The organism is Phycisphaerales bacterium (assembly GCA_016716475.1).
Classification (GTDB): domain Bacteria; phylum Planctomycetota; class Phycisphaerae; order UBA1845; family Fen-1342; genus JADJWG01.
Map to the genome: position 1 here is coordinate 653,202 of JADJWG010000001.1, position 26,296 is coordinate 679,497.

Annotated in this window: 19 protein-coding genes; 8 read left to right on the forward strand and 11 right to left on the reverse strand. The window is 66.2% G+C overall.

Features of this window, described 5'->3' with window-relative positions:
• Positions 1 to 5 precede the first annotated feature (5 nt).
• The 4 genes from IPM18_02820 to murC are packed head-to-tail and all read right to left on the reverse strand — an operon-like array spanning position 6 to position 4,263.
• The gene (locus tag IPM18_02820; GenBank protein ID MBK9118522.1) at positions 6 to 995 is read right to left on the reverse strand and encodes a hypothetical protein; all 990 of its coding nucleotides are present in this window, start codon (positions 993 to 995) and stop codon (positions 6 to 8) included.
• The gene (locus tag IPM18_02825) at positions 992 to 1,951 is read right to left on the reverse strand and encodes a D-alanine--D-alanine ligase (GenBank protein ID MBK9118523.1); all 960 of its coding nucleotides are present in this window, start codon (positions 1,949 to 1,951) and stop codon (positions 992 to 994) included. Before IPM18_02825 ends, IPM18_02820 begins: the two co-directional genes overlap by 4 nt.
• A gap of 13 nt (positions 1,952 to 1,964) precedes the next feature.
• On the reverse strand, positions 1,965 to 2,843 hold the full coding sequence (gene murB, locus IPM18_02830) for a UDP-N-acetylmuramate dehydrogenase (GenBank protein MBK9118524.1): 879 nt from the start codon (positions 2,841 to 2,843) through the stop codon (positions 1,965 to 1,967).
• The gene (murC, locus tag IPM18_02835; protein ID MBK9118525.1) at positions 2,803 to 4,263 is read right to left on the reverse strand and encodes a UDP-N-acetylmuramate--L-alanine ligase; all 1,461 of its coding nucleotides are present in this window, start codon (positions 4,261 to 4,263) and stop codon (positions 2,803 to 2,805) included. The genes murB and murC overlap by 41 nt, the downstream gene beginning before the upstream one ends.
• A gap of 213 nt (positions 4,264 to 4,476) precedes the next feature.
• Between murC and IPM18_02840 the strand changes: the two genes are divergently transcribed.
• On the forward strand, positions 4,477 to 7,197 hold the full coding sequence (locus tag IPM18_02840) for an O-antigen ligase family protein (protein ID MBK9118526.1): 2,721 nt from the start codon (positions 4,477 to 4,479) through the stop codon (positions 7,195 to 7,197).
• A 31-nt stretch (positions 7,198 to 7,228) separates the two neighbouring features.
• Here IPM18_02840 and IPM18_02845 read toward each other — a convergent pair whose 3' ends face one another.
• Complete coding sequence (locus IPM18_02845) at positions 7,229 to 7,369, reverse strand: hypothetical protein (GenBank protein ID MBK9118527.1); 141 nt, start codon at positions 7,367 to 7,369, stop codon at positions 7,229 to 7,231.
• A 491-nt stretch (positions 7,370 to 7,860) separates the two neighbouring features.
• Between IPM18_02845 and IPM18_02850 the strand changes: the two genes are divergently transcribed.
• A complete protein-coding gene (locus tag IPM18_02850) occupies positions 7,861 to 9,045 on the forward strand; it encodes a DUF2961 domain-containing protein (protein MBK9118528.1) in 1,185 nt (394 codons plus the stop codon).
• A 116-nt stretch (positions 9,046 to 9,161) separates the two neighbouring features.
• Here the strand turns inward: IPM18_02850 and IPM18_02855 are convergent, their stop codons facing one another.
• The 4 genes from IPM18_02855 to IPM18_02870 form a co-directional block, all read right to left on the reverse strand.
• On the reverse strand, positions 9,162 to 10,064 hold the full coding sequence (locus IPM18_02855; GenBank protein ID MBK9118529.1) for a hypothetical protein: 903 nt from the start codon (positions 10,062 to 10,064) through the stop codon (positions 9,162 to 9,164).
• Between the two features lie 302 nt (positions 10,065 to 10,366).
• Positions 10,367 to 11,311, reverse strand: a complete 945-nt coding sequence (locus IPM18_02860) for a sulfurtransferase (protein MBK9118530.1) — start codon at positions 11,309 to 11,311, stop codon at positions 10,367 to 10,369.
• Positions 11,312 to 11,361: 50 nt separating this feature from the next.
• Positions 11,362 to 12,552: a pyridoxal phosphate-dependent aminotransferase gene (locus tag IPM18_02865; protein MBK9118531.1), complete on the reverse strand. Its 1,191-nt coding sequence runs from the start codon at positions 12,550 to 12,552 to the stop codon at positions 11,362 to 11,364.
• 75 nt (positions 12,553 to 12,627) lie between these two features.
• The gene (locus IPM18_02870) at positions 12,628 to 13,704 is read right to left on the reverse strand and encodes a metal-dependent hydrolase (GenBank protein MBK9118532.1); all 1,077 of its coding nucleotides are present in this window, start codon (positions 13,702 to 13,704) and stop codon (positions 12,628 to 12,630) included.
• Between the two features lie 40 nt (positions 13,705 to 13,744).
• On the opposite strand from IPM18_02870, the gene IPM18_02875 reads away from it, so the two are divergent.
• Both IPM18_02875 and IPM18_02880 read left to right on the forward strand, forming a co-directional pair.
• The gene (locus IPM18_02875; GenBank protein ID MBK9118533.1) at positions 13,745 to 14,503 is read left to right on the forward strand and encodes an MBL fold metallo-hydrolase; all 759 of its coding nucleotides are present in this window, start codon (positions 13,745 to 13,747) and stop codon (positions 14,501 to 14,503) included.
• A 95-nt stretch (positions 14,504 to 14,598) separates the two neighbouring features.
• A complete protein-coding gene (locus tag IPM18_02880; GenBank protein MBK9118534.1) occupies positions 14,599 to 15,258 on the forward strand; it encodes a RibD family protein in 660 nt (219 codons plus the stop codon).
• A gap of 44 nt (positions 15,259 to 15,302) precedes the next feature.
• Here IPM18_02880 and IPM18_02885 read toward each other — a convergent pair whose 3' ends face one another.
• Complete coding sequence (locus IPM18_02885) at positions 15,303 to 16,517, reverse strand: DUF1343 domain-containing protein (GenBank protein ID MBK9118535.1); 1,215 nt, start codon at positions 16,515 to 16,517, stop codon at positions 15,303 to 15,305.
• A 138-nt stretch (positions 16,518 to 16,655) separates the two neighbouring features.
• Here IPM18_02885 and IPM18_02890 point away from each other — a divergent pair, with 138 nt between their 5' ends.
• Together IPM18_02890 and IPM18_02895 are read left to right on the forward strand one after the other, a co-directional pair.
• Positions 16,656 to 18,026, forward strand: a complete 1,371-nt coding sequence (locus IPM18_02890) for a Gfo/Idh/MocA family oxidoreductase (protein ID MBK9118536.1) — start codon at positions 16,656 to 16,658, stop codon at positions 18,024 to 18,026.
• Positions 18,027 to 18,062: 36 nt separating this feature from the next.
• Complete coding sequence (locus IPM18_02895) at positions 18,063 to 19,466, forward strand: DUF1080 domain-containing protein (protein MBK9118537.1); 1,404 nt, start codon at positions 18,063 to 18,065, stop codon at positions 19,464 to 19,466.
• A gap of 23 nt (positions 19,467 to 19,489) precedes the next feature.
• Here the strand turns inward: IPM18_02895 and IPM18_02900 are convergent, their stop codons facing one another.
• On the reverse strand, positions 19,490 to 21,181 hold the full coding sequence (locus IPM18_02900) for an NAD-binding protein (protein ID MBK9118538.1): 1,692 nt from the start codon (positions 21,179 to 21,181) through the stop codon (positions 19,490 to 19,492).
• Between the two features lie 417 nt (positions 21,182 to 21,598).
• On the opposite strand from IPM18_02900, the gene IPM18_02905 reads away from it, so the two are divergent.
• Positions 21,599 to 22,750: an efflux RND transporter periplasmic adaptor subunit gene (locus tag IPM18_02905; GenBank protein MBK9118539.1), complete on the forward strand. Its 1,152-nt coding sequence runs from the start codon at positions 21,599 to 21,601 to the stop codon at positions 22,748 to 22,750.
• Positions 22,751 to 22,773: 23 nt separating this feature from the next.
• Positions 22,774 to 26,196 carry an efflux RND transporter permease subunit gene (locus tag IPM18_02910; GenBank protein ID MBK9118540.1) on the forward strand — a complete coding sequence of 1,141 codons (3,423 nt, stop codon included), beginning with the start codon at positions 22,774 to 22,776 and terminating at the stop codon, positions 26,194 to 26,196.
• The last annotated feature ends 100 nt before the right edge of the window (positions 26,197 to 26,296 follow it).

Below are 26,296 nucleotides of genomic sequence, written 5' to 3' on the forward strand. Positions count from 1 at the left end.
ACCCTTCAGCGGCCGCGAAATTCGTAGCTCTTGACGCCGCCATCGGGGCGAACATCGTATTCGAAACCGCTGGGAAACTGGCCGCCTTCCTGGTTGAAGAAACGGCGGAGACGATCGAGCTTCTGTTGTGCATCCGGCTCGGTCCCGCTCTCCTCCCCAGGCGGCAGCCCCCAGTGAATCATGCTCCTCGTCGAGATTGTACGCAGCCGCAGGCGCCCCGCCCAGGCATCCTGGCGCAGATCATAGTTCGCAACATCGATCGCGCGCAGGAGCGGACGAAATGGAGCTTGGTCGCGGGCGTGCGCCTCATGGAGGAACCGGGCGAGCCGGATCCCCGCCGCGAGATCGGGAGCCAACGGTGGTGGTTCATCTGGAGCCATGGCGGTGCCGCGGTGTGACCGGGGCGTCCAGCGCTGCCCGGGTGGTGGTGGTGGCGCGTCGACACCGACAATGCAAAACCAGTGCACCCACTGAGCACCCTCCTCGATCTGTTTGCGGGTGTAGGTCCACGGCAGGCGGTACCCCTCGGCATCGATCAGACACAACATGTCTGGCCCGGCATCCACATAGGCGAACGGCAGCCGAAACGTGGCTTCGACCACGACCTCCCCCGTCGGACGGCGCGAAACACGTCGCACGTCCGCCACCCAGGGCGATTGCGCCAACCCCGCTCCGAGCCGCGCCACAAGGTCCGGGGCGAACACGCTCTGTGCCAGCACGGAGCCAAGGTTCGCCGCCGCGAGGATCTCCGCCTCGATCTCGGCCGTCGGTGGGGGTTGGTGAAAGGTTAGCGTGATCGGCGTGTGCGGCCGTTGCGCGTGGACCCAGGCGCGCAGCAGCACCAGCCCCCAGGCAAGCACCCCGAGCGTCGTCGTCCAGCCAATGACCTGCCAGAGTCGCCACCACGCCAATGGTGAAAGTCGCAGTGCCACCGCGTGGGACGGTGGTCGGGGCGCAGCTCGCGCAGGGTGGCGACGCGACTTGGCCTTGCTCACCCGGTCTCCCTCCAGGCCAGTTGCACCAGCCGGTCGCAGAGTCGGTCGAAGGGCAGGCCGATGTGTGCCGCGGCCTTCGGGACCAGCGAATGACTGGTGAAGCCCGGCAGCGTGTTCACCTCCAGGAACCAGGCGCGCTCCTCCGCGTCGATCATCCAGTCGACGCGCGCCAAGTGCCGACACCCGAGCGTGTCAAAGGCGGTGACGCTCCAGGCCTGCACACGCGCGACGAATTCTCCCGAGTAACCGGTTTCAAAGAGATAATCCGTGGCATCGTCCTCGTACTTCGCGGCAAAGTCATAAAAGTTGCGGCGCGGCTGGATCCGGATCGGCGGCAGCGGCGTGCCGGCGAGCAGCCCCACGGTCAACTCCGCCCCCGGGATGAACTGCTCGACCAGCGCGCGGCCGAACTGCGCGACTGCTGCCTGTACGGCCGGCCTGAACTCCTCCCCCGTACGTACGATCGCGGTGGCGACGCTGCTGCCCTGATCGACCGGCTTCACGATCACCGGCAGGGACAACTGCCGCTCTGCGCCTTGCGCCAGCATTTCCGCATGCCAGACCTCGTACTTGGGCGTCGGCACACCGGCAGCGGTGAGGCGCTCCTTGGTCGCAACCTTGTCCATTGCGAGCGCGGAGGCCTCGGGCCCCGAACCGACAAAGCGGATGCCCCGGTCCGCGAGCAGCCGCTGGAGTGTGCCGTCTTCTCCGAACGTACCATGCAGTGCCGGGAAGATGACATCGCACGGGTGATCGAGCGCGCTCAGGTCGTCCGGACCGATGTCCGCGACGAAGACCTCGTGCCCACAGCGGCGCAGTGCCGCTGCCACGGCTTCGCCCGATTGCAGACTGACGGTCCGCTCGGCACTCGGTCCGCCGCACAGCACGGTCACACGGACCCGCGCCGGGGCCGGATCGATGGCGATGAGTTCGGATAGCGAGGGTAACGGTTTCATACCGGTGCTCCGGTCACCACACTTCGATCTCCAGTTCCAGTGTAACGCCGGCATATTCCCGAACGCGTTCCTGGATCAGGGCGACCAAGTCTAGCACGTCCTGCGCAGTCGCACCCGGGTGCGCGATGATGAAGTTGGCGTGCCGCGTGCTGATCTCCGCCCCCCCACACCGCTTCCCTTTCAGCCCGGCCTGATCGATCAGCTTGCCGGCCGGTTCAGCGGCGTTCTTGAAAATGCAGCCGGCGGAGCGCGCCGCCACCGCCGGCTGGCTCCCGCTCTTCTCCGTCCAGATGTCCCGGAAACGGGTGAGCAGGGCCGTTTCATCACTCGTAGTCAGTGCGAGTGTGGCGGCCGTGATGATCGCGCCGTGCAGCGTGGTATGCCGGTAAGCAAACTCGAGTGCCGCCGCGGGGCGCTCCTCGGCTATCCCCGCGGGCGTAACGACGCGCACACTGCGGACATAGGTGGCAATGCTGCCGTACTTGCCGCCGGCGTTCATTCGGACGATGCCACCCAGCGAACCAGGGATGCCCGCCAGGTTTTCCAGCCCGCCGAGCCCACGGTCGACCGTTTCACGGACCAGCTTGGTGAAATCGATACCGGCACCGGCACTGACGTCCAATCCACGGATGTGCAGCCACTCCCAGCCCGGGCCGCTGAGCTTGAGCACCGCACCGTCGAAGCCCGCGTCACGCACAAGCAGATTCGCCCCGCGGCCCAGCACGCGCCAAGGTACTGCGTACTCGGCACAGCGCGCCACCACGGCCGCGAGTTCCTCTTCGTTACGCGGCGTCAGAAACCAGCGCGCCGGGCCTCCCAGGCCGTACCAGCAATATTGCGCCAGCGGCTCGTCAGGCCGGCAGATGTCCTCGAAGCCGCGCCACCAGTTCATCGGCGACCTTCCAGATATTACCTGCGCCCATGGTGATTACGACATCTCCAGGTCGGGCCGCTTCCGCGAGCTGCGCGCTCAACGCCTCAAACTGCGGCAGGTACTGCGCGTCCCCACCGCGCGCCCGAATCTCGCGCACGAGATCCTCGGCCGACACCAGTTCGCGATCACGCTGCGTATCACGCACAAAGTAGATGTCCGGCACCAGCACATGGTCGGCCTGCGAGAAACTCTGGGCAAAGTCACTCAGGAGAAAACGCGTCCGCGAATGCTGGTGCGGCTGGAACACGCACCACAACCGCCGCGGACTGAAGCGTTCCCGCGCGGCCTGCAGGGTTGCACGAATTTCCGTCGGGTGATGGGCGTAATCGTCGAGAATGCGCACTCCCTCGACTTCGCCACGCAGCTCCAGCCGCCGATCCGCACCGCGAAACTCCACGAGACCCGGTTGCAAGGCCGTCCACGTGACCCCGCAGCGCTCCGCCAGCGCGATGACGGCCAGCGCATTCAGTACGTTGTGCCGCCCGGCCAGCAGCGGCTGCACGCGGCCCAGCACTTTCCCCCGATGGCACACTTCGAAGCTGTAGGTGCCTTTCGTGAGTCGCACAGCGACCGCCGACCAGGTGAACGTCGGATCGTAGCCAAAGGTAAGCGGCGCGGTTCGGCCCGCGGCTTGCAGCTCCGCGCTGAGCAGCGCGCATTGTGGATCGTGGCCGTTTAGCACCAGCGTGCCGTCCTCGGGTACGAGCCGCGCGAACTCGCCAAACGCCGTCCGAATCGCCTGTAGATCCGCGTAGCAGTCGAGGTGGTCTTCTTCGATGTTCAGAATCGCGGCATGCCGCGGGCGGAGGTTCAGAAAAGAGCGGTCGAACTCGCACGCCTCAGCAATGAACTGTCGACCAACGCCCACTCCACTGCTGCCGCCCAGTTGCCCGACCGTCGCACCCACGACGAAGTTCGGATCGAGCCCCGCGCGTCGCAAGACATAAGTTAGCCACGCGGTGGTCGTACTCTTGCCGTGCGTACCGCTGATCGCAACACCTTCGTAGCGGGCCATCACGGCGCCCAGCAATTCCGCGTACTTGAACACCTGCAAACCACGCCGCCGGGCCTCCATCAGCTCGGGGTGGTTCGGAGGAATCGCGGCCGAAGTGACCACGAGGTCCGCATTGCCGGGGACGGATTCGGCTCGCTGCACCGTGGTGATCGCCGCACCCGACTCGACCAGCTGCGATAAGACTTGTGAATCGGCACGATCTGATCCGCTGATGCGTGTCCCTCTCCGCAGGAGCAGCGCCGCGAGCGCCGACATCCCGCACCCGCCGATACCGACCAGGTGAATTCGCAGATGTTCAAGCTCGGGAGGCAATTCGTGGGGCACGGGACCCGCCGTGGGTTCAGGTACGGCTGTGAGCGTCATGAGTTCCGCCTGTCAGGACATCCTTGCTCAAGGCGGGAGGGAGCGCAACATGGGGACCCAAACCGAAAGCCGCGACGCGGGCAGACGGTTCGTTATACTGCGCACCTTCCAGGCGCGGCCGGCTGCCATCCGTGGCGGCCGTGGTAAATCAACCGGCAGCCGCATTGTACCCGGTGCCCCCGGGTGTCAAGGCGAATTCTTTCGGGGCAACCCATGGCGGAAAAACCCGAACCCATCGAACCCGGCGCGGCGTCGGCTCCACGACGATGCTCGTGGGAACTCGGCTGCGAGAGCGCCGCCCTCGCGGTGGCCCTGCTCGCCGTCGCGGCGGTGTTCCTGCTGCTAAGCCCGCTGCACAGCGCCGAGTTGTATCCCGGCACATTGCCCTGGAGGTCTGGCTCCGTCCTGCGAACGATCACCGCGGCGATGTCGCTTGGGGGCCTCCTCGAAAGCGCCCGCGGCGTCGAGGCGAAGGATCTCGCACTCCACCTCGCCGCGGCCGCCGGCCTCATGCTTGTCGGCCTGCGGTTGCTCGCCGGCGGTGTGGGCCGGGCGCAAGGTCCGGTGGCTTACGCCCAGGGCCTGCTTGGCGGGTGGGTCCTCTTGTCGCTCGCAAGCAGCGCATGGTCCGGCGACGCGGCCCTTTCCAGCGGCCAGGCCCTCATGTACGCCGTCGGGGTCGCGTGGGCGGTGGCGCTCGCAGAACTACTCACACGTCGATCCGCAACCCGGTTGCTGGTTGGCATCATGGGGCTGTGCATCGCCGGAGCCATGCTTGCCGTGTGGTATTACTACGAGCGCAATCCCGATCACCGCCCGTTGTTTCCCGTGGGAAACCCCACGGCGCTGGCGGCCGCGGTCGCCCCCGGCATCCTGCTGGCGCTGTTCTGGCCACTGTGGGGCCGGAATGAACCCGGTATTCCGACCGTGCCCGGGGCGGAGCCCCTCCCCACCACCTGGCGGGTCAGCGCCACCCGGGTCACAGTGACGCTTCTGGTGCTCATACCGTTGCTGTGGTGCTTCGCACTGGCCCAGGGGCGAGGAGCGCAACTCGGCCTGCTCCTGGGCCTCGGAGTGGTTGGGCTGACATTCGCACGCCGCTGGGTGCGCTGGGTCTTGGCGGCGGGGTTGGCGCTGATCGTATGGGCGGCCGCGGCTTGGTGGCTCAGCTCCTCCCAACTCGACCTCGCAATGGCGCGCGGGGCCACCATCCGCTTCCGGCTCTACGCCTGGCGTTACGCCGCAGAGCTCTGGAGCGCCGATGTCTTTACCCAGTTCGCGGGCCAGGGGGCGGGTGCCTATCCGCGGCTCGCTGGTTTGCTCGCGGTCGAGGACCGCGTACTCGATCCCGCCCCGTTCATGGGCTTCCTCGATTCACCACACAACGAGCTCTTCCATGTCCTGGCCGAGATCGGTCTGATCGGCGGCCTGACGTACGTCGGGGGGCTCGTGGCGACGGCTTTCGCAGTGGGGGCCGCGCTGCGGCGCACACGCGGGGCAGATCGCTGGGGGCTGCTGGCGGCCACTGGCGCGCTGGTGACGTTGCTGGGGGATGCGCTGACCGGCGCGGCGTTGCGGTTGCCGGGGGTACCGATCCTGTTTTTCACCTTGTTGGGAATCGTTTGGGCCCTCTCCTCGGATGCTGCGGTGCGGCCAAGCGGTCCCACTCCCGCACTGGGGCGAATCCGCCTTGCGGGCATCTTGGCGCTGCTCGCGGGACTCGCTACCGCTGGTCTCGCGTGGCAGAACTGGGCCGGTGTGCGCGCCGAGGTGCGCGCCATGCGGGCGGAGGAGCGCGGGGATTTCGCAACCGCGGCCACGGCGTATCGCGTTGCGCAGGCCCGCCTGATCGACCCACCTCGAATCCTCCTGAGTCGGCTGCAGGCGGTGCGGATGGAATACGAAGGCGCCGTGGCCCGCGCGCAGCAGTGGGCGTCCCTGCCGGCGACAACCACGGCCGCCGATCCGACGTCCGCCGAAGAAACCTGGCGCGCCGCGGTCCGGCTCGGGGAAGCGGCGTTCGACGGCGCCCGCCAGCTCGCGGCCCATGCGCCGGCCATGCCCGATGTCGAACGGCTGACAGCGCGGAGCGCCGAGTTGCTGATGCGCCTGTACGCTGCACGGCAGTTAGCGGAAGCGGGACATTGGTCGGAGGAGGCGCGGCAGGCGTGGCTGCGGCAGCGGAAGCTGACCCCTTTCGACGTGGAGGCGCTGCTGTCACTGGAAGAGTATCCCGCCACGCTGGGGACGCGCATCGCACTGATGCGAGATGCGCTGCGCGAGGGCACCACCGAGAGTGCCTGGCTCTGGCGCCTGGCGCGGGTACTCGAATTGCCGGGGGCGCAAGAAGTGGTGGGGCGCTTCATCGCCGCGGTGGGCCCGATCACGCCGCAATCGGATCTCGATGCCATCAACCTGTCGATGGCACCCGAGACCCGCCGCCTCGCCGCGGCCGTCGCGGGGTTGCGCGGCGACTTCGACCGTGCCGCTGTCGAGGCGGGACGTGCCGCGGAGTTGTACGCTCCGCTGAAATCGCGACTGCCACTCAATGAGTCGCGCGCCTGGGCCGAACAGGCCGAATACCTCTGGCGCAGTAGTACCACAAACACCTCTCAGGCCATCGCCGCGATGCGGCGCGCACTCGACGCCCTGCCAGTGGTACAGACCCAACAGCGCGCCGCCCTGGAACTGCCGCTGCGGCGGAAGATCGTGTTCTGTCACCTGCTGGCGGACGACGTGGACGCTGCACTGGCCGAAGTCAAGGCGATCCTCGGCCCGGCAGCGGAGCGCGCCGCGGTGGAGGCCGAACTGCTGGCGGTTCTGCGCGATGCGGCGGCGGGGCTCGTCGCGCGCGAGACGATTGACCAACTCGCACGAACTCTGTGTCCGCGGTTCCCGAGCTTCTGTCCGCCCGGTACACCGGTCGCTCCCTAAATCAAGCGTGCGCTGACGGATGCCGGGCGTGTCATTTACGCACGCGATGCCCACCGCCCGAGCAGTACGGGACCGTTTCGATGTAGCTGTAGTCGACGAAGCCGGGAATGATCAGCAGCAGGAAGAGCACAATGAAAGTGATGACCTCCTGTAGCCCTTGTAGGCCCCTCACCTTCCCGACTGCCGATGATCCACATCGCGGGCAGGCGCGCGGATCGTCGCCCTTCCGGATCGCTCAACGCGAGGTGACGGGACAGCCACATGCAGGGCAGGCCACCGCCGCTGTCGAGACGTTGCCGCCACAATCAGGGCACTTTGTCAGCGCCATAATGCACTCCCCATTTGTCCGCCGGCGACAAGCGCGCGGCGCATGCGAGATCATCGTCTTTGCGCTGGTCGGACGCAACGCGAAAGCGATCTTCCGTCTGCTGGGGCCGCACCCTCCCCCAACCCCTCCCTGAGAGGGAGGGGGGTCGCGCTGCGCGTCTGGACCCCCGCCTGCGCGGGTGTGACGGGGGCACGCCTGGTGGCACGCGCGAGAGAGCAACGTGCGGCTGAGGAGCGCGCGGCGGGCGGCAAAATCGTGGCCGCGTGCTTGTTCGGCCGTGCTTCTGCGGCGATCCTGTCCACCTGTGCCCTACAAACCTGAACCCGGAGTACCCCATGCAGATCGGCTACTCGTCCCTCGCCTCCCTCGCGCGGCTGCGCGACTTCAAGTCCCTGCGCTCCAGCAGCTATGACCGCACCGGCGGCAACACCGACTGGGTCGTCATCGAGCCCGGCCAGCGCCACACCATGGCCGAGATCGACGGCCCCGGCTGCATCAAGCACATCTGGCTCACGGATTCCCTCGCGCACGACCGCGACGCGATGCGCAGTACCGTCCTCCGCATGTGGTGGGACGGCGAAAAGACCCCCAGCGTCGAAGTCCCCCTTGCCGACTTCTTCGGCGGCGGTTTCGGCATCTGCAAGCTCTTCTGGTCCCTCCCGCTCCAGATGAACCCGGACGGCGGGCGGGCCATGAACTCCTGGTTCCCGATGCCCTTCGCCCGTCACGCCCGCATCGAGGTACACAGCGAGTGGCACGCCCCGCAGAACCTGTATTACTACGTAGATTACGAAAAGTACCCCGCCTGGGAGGAAGAGCTGGCCTATTTCCATGCCCAGTGGCGCCGCGAGAATCCCACCGAGGGCTGGGGCCGCAAGGACCTGAAGGGCGCACCCAACATCGAGAACCTCCGCCGCTATTGGAAGACCCCCAACACCACCGGCGCCGATAACTACGTCCTCCTCGACGCCCGCGGCCGTGGCCAGTACGTGGGTTGTCACCTCGACATCGACTGCTTCCAGCGTGAGAAGAACGACTGGTATGGTGAGGGCGACGACATGATCTTCATCGACGGTGAAAAGTGGCCGCCGGGGATCCACGGTACCGGCACGGAGGATTACTTCAGCACCGCGTATTGCCCGCGCACACCCTACAGTTCCCCGTATTGCGGCATCACCCAGTACAACGGCTCCGAGTGGGGCCGCGAAGATCAGTTCTGGCCCTTCCGCGGCAAGAATTCGCTCTACCGCTTCCACATCGAAGACCCCATCCGCTTCGAGAAGTCCATCCAGGTCACCATCGAGCACGGCCATAACAACAAGCTCAGTAACGACTACTCGAGCACCGCTTACTGGTACCAGATCGAGCCCCACGGGACCTTCCCGAAGCTACTATCCCCCAAGCTGCGCCTGGCCCGGCCGGATGTCCCGCCGTTCGTGGCACCACCCGGAACCCAGGAAGGTCCCCCGCCGACCAGCACGGCGCGCCGCAGCGCTGCCCGGAAGCGGCACAAATCCTGATCCCAGGGCTGCACATCCGTGGTAAACAAGCGCGGCGTCTCGGGCGATTCCTTCGCCCGGGACGCCGCTGATCGAATTGGGAGTTACTCTCGAAGCGTGTCGCCGCAGAGCGCCGCTTAACGCAGGCGGCGTGGGCGGAACCGCATCATGGCTGCAATCCCGAGCGCCATCAACGGCAGCATGCTGACCGTACAAGGAAGACCGCATAAGGGCCGAAAATCTTCCAATGGCAACTCATCACCCTGTCCCAGGCCTTGATCGTCACCAGTCCCGGCACCACCGCCCGAACCGTTGTTGTTATTGTTGTCGGACGACTGATCGCCACCGGAACCGCCAGGGTTCGTCGTGCCGCCGCCCGTGCCGCCGCCGCCCGTGCCGCCACCGGTATCCCCACCACCGGTTCCGCCGCCACCCGTACCACCGCCACCTGTATCCCCACCACCCGTTCCACCGCCTCCGGTGCCTCCGCCGTTGTCACCGCCGCCACCAGTACTCGCCACCGTGCCCGAGGAAGAAAATGTAGCCGTGTGCGACCGTGTGGTGCCGTTGACCACGGTATTGGCGAAGCTGAATGAGAACTGCTCGCTCTCCATCGTGGCTGCAATGATCGGGCCAGAGAAGGTCACGCCATTCCCGGCGAGTGAACTCGCAGAAAACCCCTGGTCGAACAGCAGACCGGAAGTGAACTGAATCCGGAGAATCAACGCTCCACCGTCGGCCGCACTGCGGAAGAACTCGATTGTCCCCGCACCCAGCGTGCCGTTTGTGCGGCTTATTGGCGTCATCGTGAAGGTAACGTTCTCAAACTCCTGCCCGCTGATCGGCGTGCGCAGTCGTAGATGGGTGCCGCTCCACCCGCCACTGAGTTCGGTGTCGGTTACCGTGAACAAAGGTGTGCTGCCATCGAGTGCCGGGTCGGCGAAAGTCGCGATCGTCTGCGTGGTCGCCAGTGCGGTACCCATCCCCAACCCTGCAAAGAGAACCAAACCGATAACGGATTGCTGCCATGACGTACGCAACGCTGAACCTCCAGAGTAACTCGGTAAAAGGGGCCTTTTCAGCCAATATCGGCCGATCCCCCCACGGGTGCGAACCTCGAAACCGTAATCTGCCTATGTCCGAGCATAGGCCCCCGCTCATGCCATGGTCAACCCGAGGTCCGAAAACGATAACGTTGCACGCACGGAACATGCTGCCATACCCACCAGAGCATGATTCTTATCAGACCAAAACAGAGCGAACCACACATGCTGCAAAGATGTTACCACGCTGCCTGACGAGTGGGCAGACGACGGGCGATCTGTATGTTTAGCTCTGCGAGCTATTCCGCCGCGGAAGCCGGGGGGTCGGGTACGACGACCGGGCAGGAGAGGTCGCCCGCCCAGTCTCCGAAGGACAAGTAGTAGTTCTCTACCGGGCCGAAACCCGCTTCGACTGCTGCCAGAGCAGCCAGTGAAGCCCGCCCGCCTCCGTCGCAATGGGTGATGAGGGGCCGGCCTGGTTCGAATCCCGCAGCCGTCAGTCGATGGCGCAGCTCGGAAGGTGGGCGCAGGCAATTCCGTGCATCAAGCAATTCGGTGTGAGCGATATGCCGCGCGCCGGGCAGGTGCCCGCCGCGCGCATTCTTGCGGAGATCGTTCCCGGCAAATTCCGCCGCAGAACGGGCATCGAAGATTTGCGCAGTCAGGCCGGTAACGGCCGACTTCACCCCGGCGCGCTCCACCAGCCGTACCGGCGGGTGCTCGCTGGGCGACGGATCGAAGGTGGTCGGCGTCGGTGCAGTGGCACCAGAGCGCAGCTCGAGTCGACCGTGCGCGATCTGTTCGGCGAGGGCTGGGTATCCGCCGTTGAGGATCTTGACTTCGTGCGCCCCGTAAAGCTGCAGAATGAACCACAGCCGGGCGGCCTCGGTCATGCGGCCATCGTCATAGATCAGGATCGTTTCCCGCCCACTGATGCCCAGCTCGCCAAACTCGCGGTGCCAATAGTCGCGTTGGTTCAGGCCGGTGTCCTCCGTCAGACTCAGCGTCTTCCAGCGGTCCGGATCGACGGAGACCGCACCGGGGACATGACCGAAGGCGTAGTCCTCGGCGGGCCGTACATCCAGCACGTGCAGCGTTTCACGTTGCCGTAACAGGTTGGGCACCTCAGCGGCGGAAACGACGTAGGTATGCCGTTCACCAGTGGCAGCACAGCCGGTCCCCAGCAGCAGTGCGCCCATCGAGAGAGGAATCGCGAGCCGACGTGGGGTGCACAAGGTGAGCATGGGCCTGGAGCTCCTGAGATTGGAAGATGGAATAGGCGGGAGCTCGGTCCCTAGCGCCCGCGCGCCTCTTCGAAAGCGGCTCGCAACGGTGCGATTCCGCGTTCGATCGTAGCGCGATCGACGCAGAAGCTCAGGCGCATATGCCCGGGGCGGCCGAAACCGCTCCCCGGCGTGGCAAGGACCTTGTGGCGCAGCAGCAGGTCGATGAAGGCACGGTCATCGGCCAGCGGGGTGCGCGGGAAGGCATAAAGCGCCCCGCGGGGCTGGACAAGCTCGTAGCCGATCGCACGCAAGCCGTCGCAGAGCAGATCGCGGTTCGTACGGTAGAAGGCCACGTCGCAGCGGGCTCCCGCGCAGCGCGCGATGACCCGCTGCATGAAGGCGGGACAGTTCACGAAACCAAGCGTGCGATTCAGCGTGGTGCAGGCCCCGAGCAGCAACCCGCGGTCGGGAACCTCCGCCGGCAGGGCGATGTAGCCGGCCCGCTCACCGGCAATACTGAGATCCTTCGAATAGCTGGAGATCAGGATCGTGCGATGATACCGGCCGACAGAGCTGGGACAGCGCTCTTCATCGAAGACGATGCGGCGGTACGGTTCGTCGAGCAGCAGGTAGATGGGGCGCGCCGGGCTGTCGATCCCGCGGAGCCAGTCGGCCAGCGCATCGCAAGCGGGCTGCGTGTAGACCGCGCCCGTTGGATTGTTCGGCGAGTTGACCAGCACCGCGCGGGTACGCGGTGTGACCGCCGCGCGCAGGGCCGCGAGATCGGGCTGAAACTCGACGTCGGTCTGTACGGGCACAACCGTAGCGTGGGCGTGCTCGATGTAGAAACGGTACTCGGGGAAGTACGGCGCGAGGACGATGACCTCGTCACCCGGATCGCAGATCGCATGCAGGAACACATTCAGACCGCCGGCCGCACCGCTGGTCAGAATGACGGCCTCGGGTTCCATCGGCAAGTCATATTCACTCCGGACATATCCTGCGACGGCCGCACGGGCCTCGTCGAAGCCGGCGTTCGGCATGTAGCGGTGGCGAGCGGGTTCGTACTCGGCCGCAACGGCGCGAACCGCGTCGAAAAATGCTGCCGGTGGCGTGGCATTGGGGTTGCCGAGGGAAAAGTCGAAGACGTTCTCGGCACCGTACTGGGCCTTGAGTTTACGGCCGACTTCGAACATCTCACGGATGAAGGATGCGGCACGCATGTCGGCCGCAATTTTGCGGGCTATGGCCGTGGACATCTGGACCTCCGGGATCGCCCGGCATTGTAGCAGGCCAAGTACGGGCTGCACGCTGCGGGGGAGTCCGCGGACCCGCTAGGGGGGAAAGTCCAGCGTGAAACTCGCGAAATCGCGCGGCGGAAAGAGGCCGTAGCGGGCATCCAGCAGGTAGACGCGCTGACCGGACTCGTGCCGTGCAACGCGCGCGACCGGATGCCGAGCGAAGCGGCGCCACGCCGCATACGCCCGCGGGTCCACCAGCGCCCGCACGCGCGGGTCCTCACGCCCATGAGGCAGGCGCACCAGCCCACCCGGCGGCTCGAACGGTGTCACCGGGTGTCGATAGATCGCTGCATCCGTCTCGACGATGATCTCCCAGCGAAAGGGGTTCGCGGGTTGCGGGCTACGGGTGAATCCGCGCACCGATTCGCCCGCGGGAATCTGCGCCGCCAGGACGGGCTGACTCTGGTGCCAGGCCGCCGTGCCCGACCAAGCCAGCAGACCGACATGCCCAGCACAGAGCACGAATGCGGACGTCACGACGAGGTCGCCGTGGCGGCGGCCGAATCCCGCGTGGCGACCCACCGCGAACAACACCATGCCGAGCAGCCACACCCACGGTAGTACCGGCACCGTCATCGGCTCCGTCCACCACAGCAGCACGGTCAGAGCAGCGCCGAGCGCGGCGAGCACCCAGCCCCCCCCACGGCTGCGTGGCCCCGCCAGGCACGTCGCGCCAAACAGCAGCAACCAGATCCACGGATCGATGATGAAGACGAGATCGCCGTGATACCACGTCTCATCGAAGGGCAGCCATGGCCGGATGCCATAGGTATTCATCCAGTCCAATAGGGGGTGCGAGCCCACGGCCAGCGCCGTCCCGAGCAGCAGCGGACGGAGCCGGCTGGGCGGCCCCCTACCGGGGAAACGCCGGCTGAGCGCGTGCAGCAGCATGGCCCACAGCGGGATGAGCACCGCGACTCCGAGTAGGGCGTGCGTAATGCTGCGGTGCTGAATCATGTTGGTTGGCTTGTCAGCGAATGCGAGAACAAGGTTCTCGAAGTCCGGCAGGTTGGCACCCAGCACGAGCCCGAGCGGCGCGCAGCGGGCCGCGCGGCCAAGGCGGGTCTTGGCGAGGGCCGCGCCCACCAGCGTATGCGTCAGGGAATCCATCGGCGGATTGTATGAGGGTCACGCCGCTATACTGAGCAGCATGGTGACCTGCTCCCTCCAATCAGGATCGTGCGGCAACGCCACGTACGTCGAGGCGTGCGGCGTTCGCCTGCTCTTTGACGCGGGGGTGAGCGCCTTGCAGGTCCGGCAACGTCTCGCCGTACACGGGCACGATGCGCGGCGGCTGGATGCTTTGATCCTGTCTCACCGGCACCAGGACCACATCCGCGGCGCGGGGGTTTGCCATCGCCTGCTGAACGTCCCGCTCTACGCCACGCCCGCCACCGAGCACGCGCTGCGACCGACGGCCGGCAAGCTGCGTGACGTACGCAGCTTTACGGCCGGGTCCACGCTGGACTTCGGCGCGGTACGGGTGCATACGCTGCCGACGCCGCACGATGCCGCAGAAAGCGTCGCGTTCATCATTGAAGCCGAGGGCAAGCGGCTCGGCATTCTCACCGACCTCGGCCACGTCTTCCCAGCGCTGCGGTCCGTGATCCCGACACTCGACGCGGCTTACCTCGAAAGCAACTACGACGAGGACATGCTGGCCCACGGCCCTTATCCCGAATCATTGAAAGAGCGCATCCGGGGACGCGGCGGGCACATCTCCAACGCGGAGTCGGCGGAGGTGTTGCGCGGCGCGCTCTTCCAACCGCAGTGGGTGATGCTGGCGCACCTGAGCGCCGAGAACAATACCCCCGCGACGGCACTGCGGACCCATCGAACCGCCCTCGGGGCCGAGTTTCCACTGCACGTGGCGAGCCGCACGACCGTATCACCACTGCTCGCGGTCTGAGGGCACGGGAACACCAGTCGTGGTAAGATCATGACATGGGGAGCACGCCGCAGTGGCGGCGGTGGGTGGTGCGTCGGGAGAACGGAGTTCGACACATGCTTCCTCACGTGATCGTACACGTCGCAGTGAGCGTGGACGGCCGCACGGTGGGATTCAACCCGAACCTCGAGCTCTACTATGGCATTGCCAGCGCCTTCGGGGAGGATGCGACGCTGACCGGCGCGGATACGTTGCTGGCGGCAGAACTGGACGCCGTTACCGCCGAGACAGATGACTCACCGGCCGACACGAAGCAATCCGAGCGGCCACTGCTGGTCGTGACCGACAGCGGCGGACGCGTGACGTCTTGGGCGGCGCTTGTTGCGGCGCCTTTCTGGCGCGGGGTCGTGGTGCTGCATTCCGAGCGTACGCCCGCGGCTGCACGGGCGGCGGCCGAGGCCGCCGGGGTCGTCGTCTGGACCGTAGGACAGGCGCACGTGGACCTGGCGGCGGCGCTGGTGTTTCTGCATCAGCGTCACGGGATCCGGCGTGTGCGGGTGGATAGCGGTGGGGCCCTCAGTGGAGCGTTGTTGCGGGCCGGCCTGGTGGACGAGTTGAGCGTCCTGGTGCATCCGGAGATTGTCGGGGGCACCTCGGCCCACACTTTCTTTTACGAGACAACCACGGCAGCGGCGGCGCGCCCGTTACGGTTGGAGCTGGTCCAGAAGCTTGGCGGGGGAGTGGTGTGGCTGCGGTATGAGCTCGATCCCGGCTAAGTTGCTCCGAGACAACATCGCACAAGCAGGGCGGCGCGCTGCGATTAGTCGTACAACAGGAACTTCGCCCGCCGCGGTGCGAAGTCGTCGAGGTCGCGCTGCCACAATGTCGTGTAGGGCGGCCGGGTCCCGGGCTCAAGCACCTTCGCCAGCAGCTCCTTCTGGAAGAGCAACCGATCAACCGCCTGCACCTCGAACTTATCCCCGTACAGGTCATGCAGCACACGTACGATTGTCAGCCCGGTCTCGAGTGGGTCGAACGCCTCGCGATCGGTCAGCAGCACCTGCACGCCACCGCATTCCTGGTGCGCGAATTTGCTGCTGATCGGCGTGAAGCGGAACGGCACGAAACGTACGCCTTTCAGACCTACCCCGTTCAGCTTCGCGGCCAGTGGTCGGCCTTCCATCCACGGGGCCCCGAAGCGTTCGAAAGGCGTGTCCGTGCCACGGCCGACGGAGACATTGCATGCTTCAATGAGCCCGATGGCCGGGTAGAGCGCGGCCTGCGTCAGCGAGCGCATGTTGGGTGAGGGGTTGATCCAGGGCTGGAGCGTCTCATCGAACCACATGCTGCGGCGCCAGCCCTCGAGCGGCACGATGTGCAGGTCGAGCCCCAGTTCGCGCTCGGCATCGAACAGCTTCGCGAGTTCACCTACCGTCATACCGTGGACCAGCGGGATGCGGTGGTAGGCCGTGAAAAGATCCAGTCGATCGTTGTAGGGGCCATAAACGTGCACCCCGGTGATCGGGTTCGGCCGATCGAGCACGACGAAGCGGAGGTCGTGCCGGGCGGTTTCCTCCATGGCGAAGCCCATCGTCGCGATGTAGGTGTAGAAGCGAGCGCCGATGTCCTGGATGTCGAAGACCAGCGTATCGATTCCGGCGAGCATCTCCGGTGTTGGCCGGTACGTATCGCCGTAGAGACTGTACACCTTCAGGCCGGTCAGGGGATCCTGGCTGTCACCGACCTTCTCATCCAGCACACCCTTGAGGCCGTGCTCGGGACTGAAGAGCTTCAAGAGTTCCACGTCGGGCGCGGCTTTCAGCAGTTCGATCGTCGAGCGACCGTGACGGTCAACCCCGGTGTGATTGGTGATGAGCCCGACCTTCCGACCCGCGAGCGGACGAAAACCGTCGCGCGCCAGGACATCAATGCCATTCAGCACACCGGCGGTCTCAGGGGTCGCATCGTCCTGAGTGCGGCCGGTGGAAACCAGCGCCAACACCGCCACGATCGGAAACAGGGTGCGAATGCACATGGTTTGTGATCCTCCGCTGCGCATTGTAAGGCGGACGGCGGCCCGGCGAAACGTGTCCGCGGGGCCGCGTACGTCGCGTGGGTATGCGGTTGACGGCCGCGGTGAAATGCGACACGCTGCGCCGCACGGAGCCATCTCATGACCGGTCGACCTGCGCCTCCGCACGACGCCACCCGTGTCAGCCGCCGCAGCTTTCTGCGCACCACGGGTGTGGCCGGCGCGGCGTGGGCGACCTTCCACATCGTTCCCGCCACGGTGCTCGGGAACTCCGCGGGCACACCACCGTCCGAACGCATCACGCTCGGCATCATCGGCGTGAAGAAGATGGGGCGCGGGCACGTGCAGACGTTGCTTGGCCGCTCCGATGTGCAACTCGTCGCCGTGTGCGATGTCGATACCGAGGCCCGCACGGTTGCCCGGCAAACCGTCAACCAGCACTACGCCGAACAGCGACGCAGCGGCACGTACGCCGACTGTGCGGCCTACAACGAGTACGAGCAGCTCCTGGCGCGGCCGGACATCGACGCGGTCCTCATCGCTACACCGGACCACTGGCACGCGATCATGACAATCGCCGCTTGCCGCGCGGGCAAGGATGTCTACTGCGAGAAACCGCTCACGCTGACGATCGGCGAGGGCCGAGCCGTGGTCGCGGCGGCGCAGCGGTACGGCCGCATCGTGCAGACCGGCAGTCAGCAGCGCTCGAGTGCCGAGTTTCGCCGGGCGTGTGAGCTGGTGCGCAGCGGCCTGCTCGGCACCGTGCGGCGCGTCCACGTCGAGGTCGGACCGTGCTCGCGCGCGGAGGTGCTGCCCACGCAGCCGACACCGCCCGGCCTGGACTATGACCGCTGGCTAGGCCCCGCCCCGTGGGCGCCGTTTCACAAGCTGCGCTGCGGCTCCAATTTCGATGACGGCTGGCGGCGGCTGCGTGACTATTCCGGCGGCAAGATGACGGACTGGGGGGCACACCACTTCGACATCGTGCAGTGGGCGCTCGCCATGGACGCGAGTGGTCCGCTCGAAATTGTCCCGCCGCCCGGACCGTATGACTGGTCACGGCTCCCGCGCATCATCGAAGGCACGGGTGCGTCCGAGTTCGACCCGACGCGCGGGCTGACCTACCACTATCCCGGTGGGGTCGAGGTCATCAAGGATGGTCGGCGCGGCATCCTCTTCGACGGAACGGAGGGCCGCCTCGAGGTGGACCGCGGACACTTGCAGACCTGGCCCGCGTCGTTGCGGAATTACCGCCTGCGAGCCACCGATGCGCAGCTTCCGCAGAGCGACAATCATCACTCCGACTGGCTCGCCTGTCTCCGTACCCGGCGGCAACCCATCGCCACCGCGGAGATCGGTCACCGCTCCGCAACCGTTTGCCACCTCGGCAACATCGCGCTGTGGCTCGGTCGACCTTTGCGCTGGGACCCGGTCCGCGAACGGATCATCGGAGATGAAGGGGCCAGCCGCTGGCTCGAGCGGCCGCGGCGGGCCCCCTATCACGCGTTGTAGGTGCATGCAGCGCGCTTGCCTGGAAGGTGGCGCTTGATGAGGCAGGATTCAGCCCGGACGGTCGTTGGCAGCGTGCTGGTGCTGGCACTGACCGTTTCGACCGGTGCTGCCCAGGAGGGCTGGATTCCGCTGTTCAACGGGCGGGACCTCTCCGGTTGGAAGAAGCTGGGCGGGTCGGCCCCCTTTCACGTCGAGGACGGCGCCATCGTGGGAACCTTCGTCGCAGATCCCGCGAACACATTCCTCACCACGGAACAGACCTTCGGCGACTTCGTGCTCGAATTCGAGTTCCGGATCGAGGCGGGTGTGAACTCCGGCGTGCAGTTCCGCAGTCTCAGCACGCCCGAGATCCTGGACGGCCGAGTGCACGGCTACCAGTACGAAATCGATCCGTCGGAGCGCGGTTTCACGGGGGGTATCTATGACGAGGCACGGCGCGGCTGGGTGTATCCCGTGACGTTGAACCCGCCGGCCCGCAGGGAATTGAAAACGGGCGTCTGGCACACGGGCCGCATCGAGTGCGTCGGAACCGCGGTGCGCACCTGGTTGAATGATCAACCGGTTGCACACCTGATCGACGATGCTACCGCGCGCGGCTTCGTGGCCCTGCAGGTGCATGGTGTGGCGGCCGATGCAGCCGGCGTGGGGCGTACCGTGCGGTGGCGGAACCTGCGCATCCGAACCGATCCGCGACAGCCATCGCCCCCGGACGAGCTCTTCATCCGGAATCTGCGCCCGAATGAGCTCAGCGCCGCGGAACGCACACAGGGCTGGGAGCTCCTGTTTGACGGCCGCACCACCGCTGGTTGGCGCGGCGCGCAGCGGGCGCCCTTCCCGCGTACCGGCTGGGTGGTGCGCGATGGCATGCTGGTCGTGCGTCCGGCGGACGGGGGCTCTGCAGCGGGCGCCGCGGAGGCCGGCGGCGATCTCGTGACCGAGCGAACCTTTGCGGCGTTCGAGCTCCAGTTCGAGTTCTGGCTGACGCCGGGCGCGAACAGTGGCGTCAAGTACTACGTGGTCGCACAAGCCGCGGACACGGGGCACGGAACGATCACGCTGGGGCCCGAGTATCAGATCCTCGACGATGAGCGGCACCCCGATGCCCAGCTCGGCGTGGGGGGCAATCGCACGCTGGCATCGCTCTACGACCTGGTCGCAGCGGCACGGACGGTAGACGGGCAGGGTGTGCCGCGCTCCGTCGGCGCATGGAACCACGGACGCATCATCGCGAATCCGGACGGCCGGATCGAGCACTGGCTCAATGGCTATCGCGTGCTGGTGTACGAGCGTGGCTCGGAATCCTTCGCAGCGCTCGTAGCTGCCAGCAAGTTCCGGGACATACCCGATTTCGGTCAGGCCGCGCGCGGCCCCATCCTGCTGCAGGATCATGGGGACGAGGTGCGCTTCCGCAGTCTCAAGGTGCGCGTGTTGGCGGAGTGACGGTGCCGCCGCGAGGGCGCCGCTCAGCGCGGCCCGGCATAGGACTCGAAGAACTCCGCCTCTGCCGCTACGGTGCCGATCAGCACGAGTTCAGCCCCGGCAGGCAGCATTGCGGTCGGTGGTGGATTGATGTGCGTCACACCATGATCACGTATCGCGATGACGGTGCAGCCCGTGTCTCGGCGGATGGAGGTCTGGGCGAGCGTGCGTCCCACCAGAGTCGGGGGCACCGGGATCTTGAAGACGTCCAGGCCCTCTGCGAGCATTAGCACGGAACTGCGCTGCGCGAGATTCAGGATCGCATTGGCGCCCATCGACGTGTGTGACATCACGAAGTCGGCCCCGGCTCGGTGCAGCGTCGGCAGGTTGCGCTCCAGCGTGGCACGGCTCACAATCTGGATGTCCGGCCGCAGACGGCGGCAATACAGCGTCAGATAGATATTCGTGTTGTCGTCGTTGGTCGTAATGAGAACCGTGGGCGCCTTCATGATGCCGGCCGCTTTGAGCACCTCAATCTCAGCGGCATCACCCAGCACCAGCTTGCTCTCATCGGCGACGCGCCCAGACACCTTCTCCACGATGCGGTAATCGACGCCGCGCTGTTCCAGAGCGCGAGCCGTGGCCCGTCCGATGCGCCCGCCCCCCAGGATCACGGCCGGGGCGGCGGAGACGTTGTAAATGCAGAAGTGCTCATCATAGCTCTCCAACTGCGCCTGGGTCCCGGCGAGCAGCAGTACGGTGTGGTCACTGATGCGCGTGTCAGGACCGGCCACTTCGAAGCGTCCGCGCTCCCATACCCCGATGACATTCACACCCAGTTCGGAGAGCCGGTTCTCGCGCAACGTCCTGCCGACGAGCGGGGTGCGGGTGGCGTTGGCCTCAGCGATCAGCAGACTGTCGAAGTGTCCAATGACGTGCGTCATCGCATCACCGCCGAGCACGCGCCGGGCGAGTGAGGCACCCAGCATCTCCGGCAGGTGCAGGACGTGCGAGCCACCGGCGAGCGTCAGGATGTCCACCGAGGCCGCATTGTTGACCGTCGCGATGACCGGCACCCGGTCGCTCACTTCCCGGACAGTGGCGATGACGTTGGCATTGACGGTGTCGACTGCCGTCGTTGCCACCAGCGCGGCCTGGGCCACACGGACCGCGGTGTACGATTCCGGTCGGTCGAGGTCACCGAAGACCACATTCAAACCCGCATCATGCAGCCGCAGGGCCTCGGCCTGATCGGGGATCAGCAGGACGTAGGGCTGCTGCTGCTGCTTGAGCTTGCTGATCAGCGCGGCCGCCAGGGGGTCGTAGTTCGTCAGGATGACGTGTCCGCGGAGCGTGGCGGGGGCTTCGCGCGGCGTACGCGAGGCCTCGTGGGCCTCGATCCACGGAGCATAGAAAAACTGGATGAAGGTAAAGGGCAGCAGACACAGCAGGAAAACAACGCCGGACAACAGTACGACGATCGAGAAGAGCCGCCCGAGGTCACTTTCAAAGGTAATGTCGCCGAAACCCAGGGTCGTCATGACCGTGAGAGTCCAGTAGAAACCGGTCACCCACGAGTGCTCCTGCTGCTCCCACTTCATGAGGTAGTGGAAAAAGACGCTGTAACTGCAGATCAACAAGCAGATCACGGCGAGGAAACGCAGCAGGGCGCCGAAGTTCCGCTGGCCGCGGCGATTCCGCAGGAAGTACATCAGTTGTGATGGGAGGTACTTCATCGTGCCGGCTCCGGGCGCGGCTCCGAGCCGCGCCACTCCTGCGTCGGATTATGACCCGTGGCGTCCGCCGATGCGAGAAGGGATTTTCGCGGCTGAAAACGAGCACGCCGATGCGCGCCAGGGGTCCCCTTTCACTTGCAGTCGCCCGGTGTATGGCAAGGCCATACTCATCCAGTGGGAGCAACCCACGTTCGCAAGGGCGCACTTCCGCAACGCACGGCACCCCCCCTTGCCACTGCTGAGAGTCACCTGTGCAACTGAGCACACGGATGTTCGATGCGCCCACAGTTCCATTCCCACCCAAGCGTGCGGCCAGTCCACAGCGGAGTATACTGCCAGCGCGAACAGTGGCACCGGAATCCGACGTGCCTGCAGGGAGTCTGCACCGGCGGTGCCGCCCTGACCGGAGGACTTGGTGTGAGCAAATCCGGCGGCCTCGCCCGCACATTGGCACTCGGGGGCATCTTCACCCTGGTGGTCATTGGCCTGCTGCTTTGGCTGGCGGGTGTATTCACGCCGAAGATCGATCGCGCGCACCACACGGAAGTCACCGGGCGCGCGCGGCCGGCGCCCCCGGGCTTATCCACTGCGACCGTCAGGACCGCCACGGTACCGGTGGTCGAAACTGCGGTCGGGACGGTCGGTGCGGTGCATGAGTCAGCCGTATCGGCGAAAATCCTCGCACGCATCACTGAGATCAACGGCCGGGCCGGGCAACTGGTCGCGGAGGGAGACGTGCTCGTCCAGCTGGATGATGCTGATCTGCGAGCCCGGTTGCAGCAGGCCGAGGCCGCGCAGCGCTCCGCGGAGGCCGCGTATGAGCAGGCCCGCACCGAGCACGATCGCATTGCGGCGCTGTTCGAACAGGCGCGGGCCTCCCGGACGGAATTCGACCGCGCCGGCACCGACCTGCGCCGAGCCGCAGCCGAGAGTGAGCGCGCCGCACAGATGAAAATCGAGTTGGAAACCATGCTTTCCTATGCGACCCTCCGCAGCCCGCTGAACGGCGTCGTGGTCGACCGGTTGGCCGAGGTCGGCGATACGGCCGTTCCGGGTCAGCCCTTGTTGCGGGTTTACGATCCGACACACATGCAGCTCATCGCGCGCGTCCGGGAGTCACTCACCCGGCACATGCGTGTGGGAGAGGACATTGAGGTTGCCATCGATGCGCTTGACTTGGTGTGCTCCGGCCAGATCAGCGAAATTGTCCCCGCCGCCGAGGGTGCCAGCCGCACGTTCGCGGTGAAGGTGACCGGGCCGTGCCCGCCGGGGGCGTACGCGGGGATGTTCGGCCGGCTGATCATCCCGCTCGGGGAGGAGCAAACCCTGGTCATTCCGACGGAGGCGGTTCAGCGTGTCGGGCAACTCACCCTGGTGGATGTCGTGCGCGCCAGTGGTGCCGCGAACCCGATGGCACTGGAGCGTCGCAGCGTGCGGCTGGGACGCCAATTCGACGATGGCACGGTCGAGGTGCTGGCGGGGTTGAGCGCGGGTGAACGGATCGCGCTGGGCACGGCGACACACGCGCCCGATCCGGTCGGCGACGCCGAAACAGGAGCGGCCTCATGAGCCGGGCGGGCACCCACCACTGGATGAACGCGGTTGTCCGTACTTTCCTCTATTCCAACCTGTCGCTGGTGCTGGTACTGCTGGCGGCGGCGCTGGGGATCGCAGCCCTGCTGGTCACCCCGCGGGAAGAAGACCCGCAAATCATCGTGCCGCTCGCCGACGTGTATGTGAATTTCCCGGGACATTCGGCCGAGGAAGTCGAGCGGCTGGTGAGCACACCCCTGGAGAAGCTGCTCTACCAGATCGACGGGGTGGAGTATGTCTACTCCATGTCGCAACGCGACCAGGCGATCATCACGGTGCGATTCTATGTGGGTGAGGACCGTGAGCGCAGTCTGGTGAAGCTGTATAAACGCATCGACGAGCATCTCGAACTGGTGCCGCCCGGCGTCACCGGCTGGGTGGTGAAGCCGGTCGAGATTGATGACGTACCCATCGTCACCCTCACGCTGACCAGCGCGCAGGCCGATGAACACGCGCTACGCCGTGTCGGTGAGGAACTGGTCGAGCGGCTGGCCGCCGTGCCGAATACGTCGCGCGCGTACCTCATCGGCGGGCAACCACGGCAGGTGCACGTCTGGCTGGATCCTGACCGGATGGAGGCCTACGGCGTAGGCCCTCACGATCTGGAGCGCGCGATCGACGGGGCGAATGTGCTCCGGACGGTGGGGCGTTTCGCGCGGGGCGATGAGGTCGTCACGGTGGCGGCGGGCCCGACCTTCACGGACGTGACTGCGTTGCGGGACGTCGTCGTGCGTGTGGTCGGCGAGAGCCCGGTCTTTTTGAAGGATGTCGCCGAGGTGCGGGACGAGCCCGGCGAAGTGACGCAGTTCGTGCGACACGGTTGGGGCCCCGCACACGACTATCCGGCGCACCACGGGTTCCCGGGGCAGCGGTGCGGGCCGCCGGCCGTGGTACCGACGACGACGGGACAGGCGCTGCCGGCTGTCACGCTTGCCATCGCGAAGAAACGGGGCACGAACGCGGTCTGGGTGGCCAACGCGGTACTGGCGGAGGCGGAGCGCCTGCGGGCGGAGATCGTGCCGGATGACATGGAACTGGTGGTCACGCGCAACGCCGGCCTGACCGCGAACGAGAAAGTCAATGAGCTGGTTGAGGCGTTGGCGGTGGCCGTGTTTATCGTGATTGCGCTGCTGACGCTAGCGCTGGGCTGGCGCGAGGCGCTGATCGTGGCCGTCGCAGTGCCGGTCGTCTTCGGCCTGACGCTGACCGTGAATTACCTGTGCGGATACTCGATCAATCGCGTGACCCTCTTCGCACTCATCCTCTCGCTGGGCCTGCTGGTCGACGACCCGATCGTCGACGTCGAGAACATCGTGCGGCATTTCAAGATGCGCCTCGCGGCCACGCGCGAGATTGTCGTTGAAGCCATCGCCGAAATCCGCCCGCCGCTGATCACCGCCACCTTCGCGGTGATTGCCTCCTTCCTGCCGCTGTTCTTCATCACGGGCATGATGGGGCCGTACATGGGACCGATGGCGTTGAACGTGCCGATCGCCATGCTCATGTCCCTGCTGGTCGCCTTTACGATCACGCCGTGGATGACCTACCACGTGCTGCGACGGCGCTACGCCGGACAGGGCGTGGTACCCGCAGGAGCCGGGGTTGATCCCGACGAAGCCCAGGCGGCCGCAGTTCGGGCGAGCAAGCTGTACCGCTCGTTCGCCGGCCTGATGCGCCCGCTGCTGCGGTCGCGACGGGCTGCGTGGGGCTTCCTTGGCATCATGGGTGCCCTGCTCGTCGGTACCGGTCTACTGGCGGCTGTGCGCGCCGTGCCGCTGAAGATGCTGCCCTTCGACAACAAGAATGAGCTGTTGCTGGTGCTCGACTTCGACGAGGGCACGACGCTTGAGCGTGCCGACGCCTGTGTGCGCGCCATGGAGGCGCTGCTGGCGACACGCACCGAAGTCGTGAACTACATCTCGTATGTCGGCACGGCCTCGCCGATCGACTTCAACGGACTCGTCCGACACTACTATCTGCGGCAAGGGCCGCACGTGGCGGAGATCCGTCTGAACCTCGTCGAGAAGCGCAGCCGCTCGCTCCAGAGTCATGCCTTGGGCCTGGCCCTGCGGGATGAGCTCGAGGCCCTTGCGACCGAGCATCGGGCGCTCGTAAGCATCGTCGAATCCCCGCCCGGTCCACCGGTCATCAAAACGCTGGTCGCGGAAGTGCGCGGCCAGCCACACCACGGCTATGACCAGTTGGCGTCGACCGCGGAAGTCATCGCCGCTCGGCTGCGGCGTGAGCCCGCGGTCGTCGAGGTCGACACCAGTCTCGAAACGCAGCCGCGGCGCCTGACCTTTGTCGTCGACCGCGAAAAGGCCGCCTTGCATGGGACCACCGTACGCCAGATTGCGGACACGTTTGCGATCACGCTCGGCGGGCGGACCGTCGGCACGATCCGCGACCCGGCTGAGCGGCAGCCCCTGCCAATCCGCCTGCGCCTGCCCGAGCCGCTGCGCTCGGGGGCCTTCGAGTTGGCGCGCCTGACGGTACCGGGCGCCGACGGGGCCCTGACCGCGCTCAGTGAACTCGGTCGCTGGGAGGAAGACACGGTCGAGCGGACGATCTACCACAAGAACCTCCAACGGGTGGTCTACGTCTTCGCAGAAATTGCGGGTCGCCCCCCGGCGGAAGTCGTGCTGGACATCAGCGCGGATCGGCGGGAACTGGCCGCGACCGGCGACAGCACTCCGGTGGAGCACGTCGGCAACGGTTGGGTATCTGGCGCGGCGCCCGCCCCCCTCGCAACACGCACGTACTTCAACAATGGTGGCGGCGTAGCGTGGGCCATCCCGCCCACCTTCGACTTGACGTTCGCCGGCGAGGGCGAGTGGCAGATCACGCTCGACGTGTTCCGCGATCTCGGCCTGGCCTTCGCCGCGGCGCTGGTGGCGATCTATATCCTGCTCGTGGCGCAACTCCGCTCGTTCGGCCTGCCGCTAGTCGTGATGCTCGCGATTCCACTCACGATCATCGGCATCATGCCGGGGTTCTGGTTGTTGAACCTGCTCACCGCACAGAACGTGGGCGGCTACGCCGACCCGGTGTTCTTCACGGCCACCGGCATGATCGGCATGATCGCTCTGGCCGGCATCGTCACGCGCCAGGCGGTCATCATCATCGACTTCATCCATCTCTCGTTGCAGCGCGGCCGGGGCCTGGTGGATGCGATCCTCGAAAGCTGCACGGTCCGACTCCGGCCGATCCTCTTGACGGTAGCGACGGCGATGCTGTCCGCCGCCCCGATCGTCATCGACCCGATCTTTTCCGGACTGGCGTGGGCGCTGATCTTCGGGCTGTTCGCATCGACCGTCTTCACCCTGTTCGTGATCCCCGTCGCCTACTGGCTGATCTATGCCAACCGCCCCGGCCACGGCGCCGCACCGGTCGCGGCAGAGCCCATTGGCACGGGAATGTAGACGGAAAGAAGCCACCGCCGGCCAGGGCGAAGTTCACGCCGGGCACAACAACTGGCGTGTCCGACGCCCTCCGCATTCCGGTTTGAATCGCTCCGCCGAA

Coding starts and splice junctions, on each gene's coding strand:
- IPM18_02825 (MBK9118523.1), bottom strand. CDS start 1,951: ATGAAACCGTTACCCTCGCTATCCGAACTCATCGCCATCGATCCGGCC.
- murB (MBK9118524.1), bottom strand. CDS start 2,843: ATGAACTGGTGGCGCGGCTTCGAGGACATCTGCCGGCCTGACGAGCCG.
- murC (MBK9118525.1), bottom strand. CDS start 4,263: ATGACGCTCACAGCCGTACCTGAACCCACGGCGGGTCCCGTGCCCCAC.
- IPM18_02840 (MBK9118526.1), top strand. CDS start 4,477: ATGGCGGAAAAACCCGAACCCATCGAACCCGGCGCGGCGTCGGCTCCA.
- IPM18_02850 (MBK9118528.1), top strand. CDS start 7,861: ATGCAGATCGGCTACTCGTCCCTCGCCTCCCTCGCGCGGCTGCGCGAC.
- IPM18_02860 (MBK9118530.1), bottom strand. CDS start 11,311: ATGCTCACCTTGTGCACCCCACGTCGGCTCGCGATTCCTCTCTCGATG.
- IPM18_02865 (MBK9118531.1), bottom strand. CDS start 12,552: ATGTCCACGGCCATAGCCCGCAAAATTGCGGCCGACATGCGTGCCGCA.
- IPM18_02870 (MBK9118532.1), bottom strand. CDS start 13,704: ATGGATTCCCTGACGCATACGCTGGTGGGCGCGGCCCTCGCCAAGACC.
- IPM18_02875 (MBK9118533.1), top strand. CDS start 13,745: ATGGTGACCTGCTCCCTCCAATCAGGATCGTGCGGCAACGCCACGTAC.
- IPM18_02880 (MBK9118534.1), top strand. CDS start 14,599: ATGCTTCCTCACGTGATCGTACACGTCGCAGTGAGCGTGGACGGCCGC.
- IPM18_02885 (MBK9118535.1), bottom strand. CDS start 16,517: ATGTGCATTCGCACCCTGTTTCCGATCGTGGCGGTGTTGGCGCTGGTT.
- IPM18_02890 (MBK9118536.1), top strand. CDS start 16,656: ATGACCGGTCGACCTGCGCCTCCGCACGACGCCACCCGTGTCAGCCGC.
- IPM18_02895 (MBK9118537.1), top strand. CDS start 18,063: ATGAGGCAGGATTCAGCCCGGACGGTCGTTGGCAGCGTGCTGGTGCTG.
- IPM18_02900 (MBK9118538.1), bottom strand. CDS start 21,181: ATGAAGTACCTCCCATCACAACTGATGTACTTCCTGCGGAATCGCCGC.
- IPM18_02910 (MBK9118540.1), top strand. CDS start 22,774: ATGAACGCGGTTGTCCGTACTTTCCTCTATTCCAACCTGTCGCTGGTG.